Raw genomic sequence first — 11,080 nt, forward strand, 5'->3', positions numbered from 1 at the left:
GAGGCCGGGCCGGGGCCCCGTGGCCGTGGCGGCGGGAGGGCTGCCGGGGCCTCGGGCCCGTGCGGCGGGCAGGCTGCCGCCCCGGTGGGCCCGCTTCCCGGCGGGCAGGCTCACGCCCCCGCCGGACGCCGGGTGTACGCGGGCAGGCTGCCGCCGGCCGCCGCGTCGCGGCCGATCCTGCCCGCCGAACCGGCCGACCGGCAATCGGGCCGGCCGACCTTTTTGATCTAGCCATTCGCATCTAGTAATGGTCTCGGCGCTTGTCGTAGTGTTCCGTCAGCACTCCGAAAGATGCACCATATTGGGCGTTGTGCCCTTTTCGATGCTGGGCGGTAGATCACAGTGAGCATGGATCGTTCGGCAGAAGAAACCACAGTAGACGATGCTGCCTGGGTTGACGAAGTGTTGTTGTCCGGCCCGTCGACCGACGTTTGTTTTCGCCTGCCCGACCCGGTGGACCGGGGCACCCTGCGCCGGCTGGTCGGCGAGGCCCAGACCCGGCTCGCCGAGGGCGGGCTGCGCCCCGGCGGGGCCGTCGCGCTGCGCCTGCCCCCGTCGCTGGCGTACGTGGTGAACCTGCTGGCCACCTGGCGCAGCGGCGCGCAGGCCGTCCTGCTGGACCACCGGCTCACCGATCACGAGGTGGAGCGCGCCCTGGAGCGGCTCACCCCGCAGGTCGTGGTGGCCCCGGTGCGCACCGGGGCCGGCGCGCTGAAGGTCTTCGTCGACGTGACCGAGGGCGTCACCGCCCACTCGGACCGGCCGGCCGGCAGCCCGCACGCGGTCATCCAGCTCAGCTCCGGCTCCACGGGACCGTCCAAGGTGATCGGTCGCAGCGCCGCCTCGCTCGTCGCCGAGGTGCGCCGCTACACCCGGATCGACGGGGTCGCGCTGCCCGGGGAGCGGATCATCCTGCTGCCGTCCATGGTGCACGTGCTGGGCCTCGTGGGCGGCCTGCTCTACGGCCTGCACGCCCGGATCACGCTGGTCGCGCCGGACCGGCTCAGCGGCGACGCGGTGCTCGCCGCCGTCGCCGCCGACGACAGCCCCGCCACCGTGCTCGGCGTGCCCTTCCACATCGGACTGTTGGCCTCCACCCGGGCGACCGGCCCGCTGCCGCAGCTCAAGCGGATGACGACCGGCGGCGAGCTGGTCCCGCCGGCCGTCGTCGCCGCGTTCACCGACCGGTTCGGGGTGCCGCTGGGCAACATGTACGGGATGACCGAGGTCGGGGTGATCGGCACCGACCTGCACGGCCGGCACCGCCCGGCGATCGCCCCCGCCCCCGGCATCGAGGTGCGCGAGTCCGCCACCGGCGAGCTCTGGGTGAGCTGCCCGGAGTCGCCCTACGTCGGGCTCTCCGACCCGGACCGCTGGTCCGACGGCTGGCTGCACACCCGCGACGCCGGCACCGTCGACCCCGACACCGGCCTGGTGACCGTGCGCGGTCGGCTCGACTCCCAGGTCTCCGTCGGCGGGATGAAGGTCGACCTCACCGAGGTCGAGGCGACCCTCGCCGGGCTGCCCGGCGTCGGCGCCGCCGTGGTGGTCTACGACGACGGCATCACCGCGTACGTGCAGCCGGACGGGCCGCTGTCGGAGGAGACGCTGGAGAAGCTGCTCGCCGAGCGGCTCGCCGGCTACAAGCGGCCCCGGACGCTGCACCTGCTCGACCGGCTGCCCCGGACCACCACCGGCAAGCTGGTCCGTTCGACCCAGGCGCTGCGGGCGGCCACGCCGTGAACAGCCCGCTCCGGCGGTTCTCCGTCGCGCCCTCGACCCTGACTGATCAATCAGTCGGCGACGATCTCTACCCCGTCGACCGGCCCGCCGACCGCCACCGCCAGCACCAGGCCGCCGGGCCCCGCCACGGCGTCGAACAGCGCCGGGCCGCCGGTCGGGGCCGCGACGGCGACCCGGTCACCGGCGGCGTCACCGGCCGGCCAGGGATGGCCGACCCGCAGGCCGCCCGGCCCGGGGACCGGGCGCAGCAGGCCACCCGGCCCGTCGGGCCGGGGCATCAGCCGACCCAGGCCGCCGTCACGCAACCCCCGGCCGAGCGCCTTGCCGACGGCCTCCTTGGCCGTCCAGAGCAGCAGGAACGCCTCGGCACGCCGCTCGGCGGGCCGGTCGGCCAGCCACGCGGCCTCCTCCGGGCCGTACCAGCGGCGGGCCAGCGCCACCGCCGGCAGTTCCCGGCGCGTCTCCACGTCGACCCCGACCGGGCCGGCGCGGCGGGCCGCGACCACTACGGCGTCGCCGGCGTGACTCACGCTGACCGGCAGCACGGCCGCGTCACCGGCGTGGACGAACGGCCGCCCCGCGGCGTCGCGCCCCACCCGGATCTCCGCCTCCGCCCGGCCGAGCAGCGTGCCACCCGCGCGCCGCAACAGCCGCCGGGCCGCCTCCGGCCGATCGCCGGCGGTACGGCCGAACCACACGTACACGGTGTCCCGACCGGGCACCGCTGACTGGCTCACGGAAAGAGGTTAACCATGCGCGACGAGGTCCGCGTCTTCGTCATCGAGCAGCTCACCGACATGAACTACGACGTCGACGACATCGACGACGACACCACCCTCGGCCCCTCCGGCGTCGACCTGGAGTCGCTGGCCCTGGCCGACCTGTCCGTACGGGTCGAGGACCGCTACGGCCTCAAGTTCGCCGACGACGAGTCCGAGAAGCTGGCCCTGATGACGGTCGGCGAGTTCACCACGATGATCGCCGACCGGGTCGCCGCGACGGCCGACGGCAACTCCTGATGTCCGGTCAGCCCGACCTGGGGCGAGCTGACCTGCTCACCATGCTCGCCGAGATGACCGCGAAACCGGTCGACCAGGTGTCCGACCGGGTGGGCTCGATGGAACTCGCCTGGCTGGTCCACCTCGTCGAACAGCGCTACGACCGCCGGCTCGACCTCACCGACGACCAGCTCGCCGGCATCCGGACGGTCGACGACGCCCTGGCGGTGTTCCACGCCTGCCTGACCGCTCCCGCAGATGGCTGAGCGGCCCGGCGTACGGATCACCGGCGTCCACGCGCTCAGCGCGCTCGGCAGGGGTGCCGAGGCGCAGCTCGCCGGGGTGCTCGCCGGCGCACCGGCGTTCCGGCCGGTCGACCGCTTCGACACCGCGGCCCGCCGGGTCGGCGTGGCGGCCACCCTGCCGGACGTCGGCCCGCTGGCCGACGAGCTGGCCGAGGCGGTGGACGCCGCCTGCACGGCGGCCCGGCTCGGCGCCGGCGACCGGGCCGGCGCGCCGCTGCTGCTCGCCGCGCACGGCGGGGCGGGGGTGCCCGCGCTGGCCGGGGAACTGGCCGGCCGGTGCGGGCTGGCCGGTGCCCCCCGGGTCTACACCAGTGCCTGCGTGTCGGCGTCCACGGCGGTGGCCGACGCCGCCGCGCTGATCGGTCGCGGCGACGTCGACCGGGTCGTCGTCGCCGCCGGCTACCTGGTCGAGCCCGACCAGTACGCGCTGTTCGACGCCGGGCGGGCGTTCGCGACCGACGGTGCGGTGCGCCCGTTCAGCGCCGGCCGCCGCGGGCTGCTGCTCGGCGACGGGGTGGCCGCCGTGGTGCTGGAATCGGCCGGGGCGGCCCGGCGGCGGGACGCGCCCACGCCGGCGTCGGTGCTCGGCTGGGGGCGGGCCGGCGACGGCCACCACCCCTGCCAGCCCGACCCGCAGGGGCGCGGGCTGGCCCGGGCGGTCGGTGCGGCCCTGCGCCGGGCCGGGCTCGCCCCCGAGGAGATCGGGTACGTCAACGCCAACGCCACGGGCACCGGGTACAGCGACGCCGCCGAGGCGGCGGCCCTGCGGCTGGCCTGGGGCGAACACGCCGGCCGGGTGCCGGTCAGCTCCACCAAGGCGCTGCACGGGCACGCGCTGGAGGCGTCCGGTCTGCTGGAGCTCGTGGTGACCGTGCTCGCGGTGCGGCACGGGAAGCTGCCGGTCAACGCCGGCTGGCTCGGCCCGGACGAGGCGTGCCCGCTGGACGTCATCCGCGACGCGCCGCGCCCGGCCGCCACCGCCTACGCGCTGAGCCTCAACTCCGCCTTCGGCGGTGCCAACACCGCACTGCTGGTGGGTGCGGCGTGACCGGGGGGCCCGACCGGGCCGGCGGGGAAGCGGCCGGCGCTCTGCGGGTGCTCGCGCAGGCGCGCTGGCCCGAGCCGGGCGACGGCGCGCCGCCGACCCTGCCCGGCTTCGTGCACTCGACGTTCAGCCCGGTCGTGGCGGCCGTCGCCGAGCGGTGCCTCACCCGCCGGCACGGCGAACGGCCGGCCCCGGAGCCGGTCGGCGCCCGGACCGCGGTGGTGCTGGTCAGCGCCGCCGGGGACCGGGCCAGCGCCGACCACGTGCACGCCACGGTCGCGCGGGGCGGGCGGCCCGGGCCGCTGTTCTTCTACCAGTCGGTGCCCAACAGCGTCGCCGGGCACGTCGCCGCGCGCTGGGGGCTGGGCGGGCCGGTGGTCTGCGTCGCCCCGACCGGGGACGACCCGCTGGCCGAGGGCACGGCCGAGGCGGAACTGCTGCGGTACGACGGCGACGCCGACGAGACATTGTTGATCATGATTGAGCAGGCACCCGACGACGCCGGTGCGGGCGTCGCGGCCGGGGATCCCGGCGACGCGCCCGGGATCCGGGCCGCCGCGGTGCTGCTGGGGGGAGGAGACCCGCGATGAGGACCAGGGGACTGCGCGGCGTGCTGGCCGCCGACACCGAACTGGGCGCCGGCAACATGCTGGCCCGGGTACTGGCGCACGGCGCCGACCCGGACGGCCCGGGGCTGACCTTCGACACGCCGGTCGACGGGCACCCGGCCGAGCACCCGCTGACGCTGGGGCAGCTCGACGAGCTGGTCGCGGCCCGGGCCGCCTGGCTGCACGCCCGGGGCGTCAAGCCGCGCGACCCGGTCGCCGTCTGGGCCACGGCCGCCGCCGACATGGTGCTCAGCTTCCTGGCGCTGACCCGCATCGGCGCGATCCCGGCGCTGATGAACGGCAGGCTGCGCCCCGAGATCGCCGCCGAGTACATCCGCCGGCTGCGCGGCGCGGGCGTGCTCGCCGACGACGCGCACACCGACCTGCTGGCCGGCCACGACCTCGGCGTGCCGCTGATCGGCACCCCCGCCGAGGCCGGCGCCGGCGACCCGGCCGCCGCCCCGGCGCACTACCGGCACCATCAGGACGACCCGATCGTCATCACCCACACCTCCGGCACCACCGGCGTGCCGAAGGCGGTGCTGCACTCGCACGCGAGTCTCTTCGCCGCGACCCGGCACCTGCTGTCCATGCCGCAGGCGCAGGGCACCGGCCGCATCCTCAACGCGCTGCCCGCCCCGCACACCGCGACCGTGCTGATGGTCAACCAGGCGCTGGGCAACCGGGCGGAGATGTTCCTGCTGTCCGAGCAGGGCGGGGAACGGGTACTCGACGCCATCCAGCGGTGGCGGCCGGACGGGGTGTTCGGGTTCTCCGTCACCTGGGCGGAGCTGGCCCGGTTCGACCTGTCCGGGTACGCCCTGGACTCGGTGCGGCTGTGGTTCAACACCGGCGACTGCTCGCACGAGCCGCACGTGCGCCGGCTCGTCGCGGTCGGCTCGCGGGACACCGTCACCCGCCAGGGAGTGGTCCGGGTGCCCGGGTCCGTCTTCATCGACGGGCTGGGCTCCAGCGAGATGGGCCACTCGATGTTCCACATCACCCACACCCGCGAGACGAACCAGTACGGCCGCTGCGTGGGCCGCCCGTACCGGTTCACCAAGGTCGCGGTGCTCGACGCCGAGGGCAACGAGCTGCCCCCGGGCCAGGTCGGCTGGCTCGGCATCGACTCCCCGTCGCTGTTCCGGGGCTACTGGAACGACTCGGTCACCACGTACCGGTTCCGGCTGCGCGGCTGGTACCTCACCGGCGACCTGGTGTACGCCGACGACGAGGGCCGGTACTTCCACATGGACCGGGCGGCCGACTCCGTCGAGGTCGGCGACGGCCGGCGGTACTTCACGGCGCTGTCCGAGGAGCGGGTCCTCGCCGCCTGCCCCGACGTCACCGACTGCACGGCGGTCATCGTCAAGGAGAACGACACGGTCGTCACCGACGTGCTGCTGGAGCTGGCCGCCGGCGCCGACCCGGACGTCGACCGCACCGAGGCGGTGCGCGCCGCGCTGGGCTCCGACGTCGGGGCGACCCTGCGCCGGGTGGTGCCGGTGCACTCGGAGGACATCCCGGTCACCGTGACCGGGAAGGTGCGCAAGGTGGTGCTGCGCGAGCGATACCTGACCGAGTCGCCGTCATGACCGCCGTCATCACCGGGATGGGCCTGTTCACCCCGGTCGGGCGGGGCGTCGCGGAGACCTTCGACGCCCTGCTCACCGGACGGTCCGGGCTGACCCGCCCGGCCGACGACCACCCCGCCCGGGAGTCCCTGGAGGCGGCCGGGCTGCTGCCGCACATCGACCCGCGCACCGTCGCGTCCGGCCCGGAGACCCGGGTGCTGGACCGGATCGTGGTGCTCGCCCTGCTCGCCGCGGCCGACGCGCTCGCCGACGCCGGCATCGAGGTGGGCCGGGACGTCGACCCCGGGCGGATCGGCGTGATCGTGGGCGGGGTCGGCGGGATGTCCACCCTGGAGAGCCAGGTGCTGGCCCGGGCCGCCCGGGGTCGGGCGGCGGTCAGCCCGTACCTGCTCACCGGGATCCTGCCGAACATGCCGGCGGCGCGGATCGCCATCGCCCACGGCATCCGCGGCTACAGCTCGTCGGTCGGCACCGCCTGCGCCTCCGGCGCGCAGTCGGTGGCCGACGCGGTCCGGCTGATCCGGGCCGGGGAGGCCGACGTGGTGGTCTGCGGGGCCAGCGAGGCCCCGCTGTTCCCCACCTTCGCCGACACCTTCGGCAACGCCCGGGCCCTCGCGCGGGGCTGGGCCGACCCGACCGAGGCGAGCCGGCCGTTCGACGCCCGGCGCAACGGATTCGTGCTCGCCGAGGGGGCGGCGCTGCTGGTGCTGGAACGCGCCGAGCACGCCGCCGCCCGGGGCGTCACCGGGTACGCCGAGGTGGCCGGCTACGGGGCGAACACCGACGCGTACCACCCGACCGCGCCGCGACCGGACGGGGCGGGGGCGGCGGAGTGCATGCGCCGCGCCCTGGCCAGCGGGGGAGTGACGGCCGGCGACGTCGGCTACGTCAACGCGCACGGCACGGCCACCAAGCTCGGCGACATCGCCGAGACCGCCGCGCTCACCGCGGTGTTCGGCGACGGCGGGGTGCCCGTCAGCTCCACCAAGGCGCTCACCGGGCACCTGCTCGGCGCGTCCGGGGTGCTGGAGGCCGCGGCCACGGCGCTGGCGCTGGGTCGGGGGCTGCTGCCCCCGACCTGGAACCTCGACGACCCGGACCCGGCCTGCCCCGCCGACCACATCAGCAAGGAACCGAGGGTGGCCGCCCCGGAGCACGCGCTGACCAACTCGTTCGGGTTCGGCGGCCAGAACGTCAGCCTGCTGCTGCGGCGCGGCACCGGTGCGGGTGCGCGCGTCGCCGGTCCGGGGAGGTGATCGCTCGTTCCACTCCGGGCGGTGCGCCGCCCGGGCGGCAGTCACGGGGGGACATGGGAAGGGCTGGAAAATGGACATTCGTTCTATAGATCACATCGAACTCTACGTGGGGGACGCCCGGCAGGCCGCCTTCTACTTCGGCACCGCCGTCGGGTTCCGGCTCCGCGGTCAGGGCGGCCCGGAGACCGGGCTGGCCGGGCAGCGTTCGCTGCTGCTGGGCCAGGCCGACATCCGGATGGTGCTCACCTCCGGGCTGACCGCGCAGCACCCGGCGTCGACGTACGTGCAGCGGCACGGCGACGGCATCGCGGTGGTGGCGCTGGAGGTCGACGACGCCGCCGGGGCGTACGCCGAACTGGTGGCCCGCGGGGCGACGCCGGTGACCCCACCGACCACCTTCACCGGCGCGGACGCCGAGGTGGTGACCGCTGAGGTGGGGGGCTTCGGCGACGTGCTGCACCGGCTGGTGCAGCGCCGGGGCGACCGGCGCGAGTTCCTGCCCGGGGCGATCGAGATGGACCCGCCGACCGGCGGGGACGACGGTCTGCTCGCCGAGATCGACCACCTGGCCATCTGCGTGCCGCCGGGGCAGCTCGCGGACACCGTCGCCCACTACGAGCGGGTCTTCGGATTCGCGCAGATCTTCACCGAGCACGTGGAGGTCGCCGGCCAGGCGATGAACTCGACCGTGGTGCAGAGCCCGTCCGGGCGGGTCACCCTGGTGCTGCTGGAGCCGGACCGCGGTCACCGGCCGGGGCAGATCGACGCGTTCCTCGCCGAGCACGCCGGGGCCGGGGTGCAGCACCTGGGGCTGCGCACCGACGACATCGTCACCGCCGTCGGCGCGCTTCGCGGGCGGGGGGTCCGCTTCGCCGGGGGGACCCCCGGCGCCTACTACGACGACCTGGAGCGGCGGGTCGGCCCGGTCGACGCGCCGCTGGACCGGCTGCGCGAGCTGAGCATCCTGGTCGACCGCGACCACGGCGGCCAGCTGCTGCAGATCTTCACCGAGTCGATGCACGTGCGCCGCACGCTCTTTCTCGAACTGATCGAGCGGCGCGGGGCGCTGACCTTCGGCAGCGGCAACATCAAGGCCCTCTACGAGGCCAAGGAACGCGAGCTGGCCGCCACGGCCACGGCACAGGGGGTGGGAGCGTGAAGACCGTCGACATTCAGCCGGCTTTGACCGCCGAGGAGGAGGCGCTGCTGCCGTCCGACTCCGACGTGCGGTTCTACGCCGAGCACGGCTGGTACCTGTCGAAGAAGCTGTTCACCGACGAGGAGGTGGACGCCCTGGTGGCGGCCACCGACCGGTACTACGACGGCGAGCGGGACCGTACCCTGCCGGTGCGCCCGCCGAAGCTGGCCTACTGGGACCCGTCGAAGGGCCCGGTGCAGCGGCACAACGACTACGTCCACCACGAGCACGACGGGATCGCCGCGATCCTGCGCAAGCCGCTGCTCGGGGCGGTCGCCGCCCGGCTGGCCCGGGCCGCCGAGATCCGGGTGTTCCAGTCCACGCTGATCTACAAGCCGCCGATCTCCGGCGAGCCGTCGAACATCGTGCCCTGGCACTTCGACAAGCACTACTGGTCGTCCTCGTCGTCCGAGGACATGCTCACCGCGTTCATCCCCTTCCACGACTGCGGCGAGGAGATGGGCACCATCACCATGGTCGACGGGTCGCACCGGTGGAAGGAGATCGGCGCGAACGACACCGTCGTGCGGCACTTCGCCGAGCGCGACCGCAGCCAGCTCGAGGAGATGCTGGCCGAGAACGCCGCCCACAACGGTGCCCGGATCGACAAGATCCCCATGGTAATCCCCAAGGGACACGTGAGCTTCCACCACTGCCGCACCTACCACGGCAGCGGCGCCAACGTCAGCGGCCGTCCCCGCCGGGCGATCTCGCTGCACCTGCAGGACGGCGCGAACGCCTACCGGGAGTTCCCGCTCTCCGACGGCACCCTCGCCGCCTACAACCACGACGTGCTGGTCCGCCGCACCGACGACGGTCGGCCGGACTACGCGGACCCCGAATACTGCCCGGTCATCTGGCGCGACCGCGCCCAGCAGGAAGGCTGAACAACAATGTCACGGTACGACTGGGGCAAGACGCACCCGGGCATCGAGCGGCTGGAGCAGGCGGTCAGCGACCGCCGCGACGTGGTGGTCAAGCACCCGCTCTACGCCAACCTGGACACCCACGAGGCGCTGGTCACCTTCATGGAGCACCACGTCTTCGCGGTCTGGGACTTCATGTCCCTGCTGAAGTCGTTGCAGCGACAGCTCACCTGCGTGACGGTGCCGTGGATCCCCACCGGGCCCACCGGCAGCCGCCGGCTGATCAACGACATCGTGATGGTGGAGGAGAGCGACGAGCTCGGCGAGGGCTACATCAGCCACTTCGAGCTGTACGTGCAGGGCATGCGGGAGGCCGGTGCCTCCACCACCGCCATCGACGCGCTGATCGACCTGCTGCGCGGCGGCGCGTCGGTGACCGAGGCGCTGGTGAAGGCCGGCGTGCCCGGCCCGTCCGCCACGTTCGCCGGTACCACCTGGAAGATCATCGAGTCGACCCCGGTGCACTGCCAGGCGGCGGCCTTCGCCTTCGGCCGGGAGGACCTGATCCCCGACATGTTCACCCAGGTCGTCGCGGTCAACGAGCGCAGCCAGAAGCTGCACAAGTTCGTCGACTACCTGGAGCGGCACATCGAGGTCGACGGGGAGCAGCACACCCCGATGGCCATGCAGATGCTGGCGGACCTGTGCGGCGACGACGACACCAAGTGGCAGGAGTGCGCCGACACGGTCAACATGGCGCTGGCCGCCCGGGCGCAGCTCTGGGACGACGTCCTCGACGCGATCAAGGAGGGTCACCCGGCGTGACCCCCACCGATCCCGTCCGGCTGTACCGGGCGGTGCGGCTGATCCGCCGGTTTGAGGAGCGGGCGATCGAGCTGGTCCGCTCGGGAGCGATCGTCGGCGGCATCCATCCGTACCTCGGTCAGGAGGGGATCGCCGTCGGGGTCTGCGCCGCGCTGCGCGCCGACGACCTGGTGACCGGCACCCACCGCGGGCACGGCCACGTGCTCGCCAAAGGCGCCGACCCGGCCCGGATGCTCGCCGAGCTGCTGGGCCGGGTCACCGGGCTCAACCGGGGCCGGGGCGGGTCCATGCACGCCGCCGACCTCGGCGTCGGGGTGCTCGGCGCCAACGCCATCGTGGGCGCCGCCGGGGCCATCCTCACCGGAGCGGTGTGGGCCCGGCGGCGCCGCGGTGACGACATCGTCGGAGCGACCTTCTTCGGCGACGGCGCGGTCAACGAGGGGATGCTGCTGGAGGCGTTCAACCTGGCCGCGCTGTGGCGGGTGCCGGTGCTGTTCGTCTGCGAGAACAACGGCTACGCCACCACCATGCCCGTCGAGGGCGCGGTGGCCGGCACCATCGGCGGCCGGGCCGAGGCGTTCGGCATGCCGGCCGCCGTCGTCGACGGCCAGGACCCCGAGACGGTACGCGAGGCCACGGCC

Annotated in this window: 12 protein-coding genes; 11 read left to right on the top strand and 1 reads right to left on the bottom strand. The window is 74.4% G+C overall.

The features are described from left to right. Positions 1-348: 348 nt before the first annotated feature. The gene (locus tag ABT023_RS25455) at positions 349-1,743 is read left to right on the top strand and encodes a class I adenylate-forming enzyme family protein (RefSeq protein ID WP_502890757.1); all 1,395 of its coding nucleotides are present in this window, start codon (positions 349-351) and stop codon (positions 1,741-1,743) included. A gap of 50 nt (positions 1,744-1,793) precedes the next feature. Here the strand turns inward: ABT023_RS25455 and ABT023_RS25460 are convergent, their stop codons facing one another. Then, complete coding sequence (locus ABT023_RS25460) at positions 1,794-2,480, bottom strand: 4'-phosphopantetheinyl transferase family protein (protein ID WP_350888911.1); 687 nt, start codon at positions 2,478-2,480, stop codon at positions 1,794-1,796. A gap of 15 nt (positions 2,481-2,495) precedes the next feature. On the opposite strand from ABT023_RS25460, the gene ABT023_RS25465 reads away from it, so the two are divergent. The 10 genes from ABT023_RS25465 to ABT023_RS25510 all read left to right on the top strand — a co-directional run. Beyond that, positions 2,496-2,762 carry a phosphopantetheine-binding protein gene (locus ABT023_RS25465; RefSeq protein WP_350888912.1) on the top strand — a complete coding sequence of 89 codons (267 nt, stop codon included), beginning with the start codon at positions 2,496-2,498 and terminating at the stop codon, positions 2,760-2,762. Next, entirely contained in the window at positions 2,762-3,007 is a 246-nt protein-coding gene (locus tag ABT023_RS25470) for an acyl carrier protein (protein ID WP_161683979.1), read from the top strand. Before ABT023_RS25465 ends, ABT023_RS25470 begins: the two co-directional genes overlap by 1 nt. Next, positions 3,000-4,094, top strand: a complete 1,095-nt coding sequence (locus tag ABT023_RS25475) for a beta-ketoacyl-[acyl-carrier-protein] synthase family protein (RefSeq protein ID WP_350888913.1) — start codon at positions 3,000-3,002, stop codon at positions 4,092-4,094. The genes ABT023_RS25470 and ABT023_RS25475 overlap by 8 nt, the downstream gene beginning before the upstream one ends. Next, positions 4,091-4,681 carry a hypothetical protein gene (locus tag ABT023_RS25480; RefSeq protein WP_387017580.1) on the top strand — a complete coding sequence of 197 codons (591 nt, stop codon included), beginning with the start codon at positions 4,091-4,093 and terminating at the stop codon, positions 4,679-4,681. The genes ABT023_RS25475 and ABT023_RS25480 overlap by 4 nt, the downstream gene beginning before the upstream one ends. Next, on the top strand, positions 4,678-6,294 hold the full coding sequence (locus ABT023_RS25485) for a class I adenylate-forming enzyme family protein (protein WP_350888914.1): 1,617 nt from the start codon (positions 4,678-4,680) through the stop codon (positions 6,292-6,294). The genes ABT023_RS25480 and ABT023_RS25485 overlap by 4 nt, the downstream gene beginning before the upstream one ends. Next, positions 6,291-7,550 carry a beta-ketoacyl-[acyl-carrier-protein] synthase family protein gene (locus ABT023_RS25490; RefSeq protein ID WP_350888915.1) on the top strand — a complete coding sequence of 420 codons (1,260 nt, stop codon included), beginning with the start codon at positions 6,291-6,293 and terminating at the stop codon, positions 7,548-7,550. Before ABT023_RS25485 ends, ABT023_RS25490 begins: the two co-directional genes overlap by 4 nt. Positions 7,551-7,620: 70 nt before the next feature. Beyond that, on the top strand, positions 7,621-8,709 hold the full coding sequence (gene hppD, locus ABT023_RS25495) for a 4-hydroxyphenylpyruvate dioxygenase (protein WP_350888916.1): 1,089 nt from the start codon (positions 7,621-7,623) through the stop codon (positions 8,707-8,709). Next, on the top strand, positions 8,706-9,635 hold the full coding sequence (locus ABT023_RS25500) for a phytanoyl-CoA dioxygenase family protein (RefSeq protein ID WP_350888917.1): 930 nt from the start codon (positions 8,706-8,708) through the stop codon (positions 9,633-9,635). Before hppD ends, ABT023_RS25500 begins: the two co-directional genes overlap by 4 nt. A gap of 6 nt (positions 9,636-9,641) precedes the next feature. Continuing rightward, entirely contained in the window at positions 9,642-10,439 is a 798-nt protein-coding gene (locus ABT023_RS25505) for a DUF3050 domain-containing protein (RefSeq protein ID WP_350888918.1), read from the top strand. Next, the coding region (locus tag ABT023_RS25510) for a thiamine pyrophosphate-dependent dehydrogenase E1 component subunit alpha (RefSeq protein WP_350888919.1) at positions 10,436-11,080 on the top strand (645 nt) is incomplete at its 3' end. The genes ABT023_RS25505 and ABT023_RS25510, both read left to right, overlap by 4 nt.

Source organism: Micromonospora sp. NPDC002296 (assembly GCF_040296145.1).
GTDB lineage: Bacteria > Actinomycetota > Actinomycetes > Mycobacteriales > Micromonosporaceae > Micromonospora.

Excerpts from the sequence above, each read along its gene's own strand:
- ABT023_RS25455 (WP_502890757.1), top strand. The coding sequence starts at position 349 with ATGGATCGTTCGGCAGAAGAAACCACAGTAGACGATGCTGCCTGGGTT.
- ABT023_RS25465 (WP_350888912.1), top strand. The coding sequence starts at position 2,496 with ATGCGCGACGAGGTCCGCGTCTTCGTCATCGAGCAGCTCACCGACATG.
- ABT023_RS25470 (WP_161683979.1), top strand. The coding sequence starts at position 2,762 with ATGTCCGGTCAGCCCGACCTGGGGCGAGCTGACCTGCTCACCATGCTC.
- ABT023_RS25475 (WP_350888913.1), top strand. The coding sequence starts at position 3,000 with ATGGCTGAGCGGCCCGGCGTACGGATCACCGGCGTCCACGCGCTCAGC.
- ABT023_RS25485 (WP_350888914.1), top strand. The coding sequence starts at position 4,678 with ATGAGGACCAGGGGACTGCGCGGCGTGCTGGCCGCCGACACCGAACTG.
- ABT023_RS25490 (WP_350888915.1), top strand. The coding sequence starts at position 6,291 with ATGACCGCCGTCATCACCGGGATGGGCCTGTTCACCCCGGTCGGGCGG.
- hppD (WP_350888916.1), top strand. The coding sequence starts at position 7,621 with ATGGACATTCGTTCTATAGATCACATCGAACTCTACGTGGGGGACGCC.
- ABT023_RS25505 (WP_350888918.1), top strand. The coding sequence starts at position 9,642 with ATGTCACGGTACGACTGGGGCAAGACGCACCCGGGCATCGAGCGGCTG.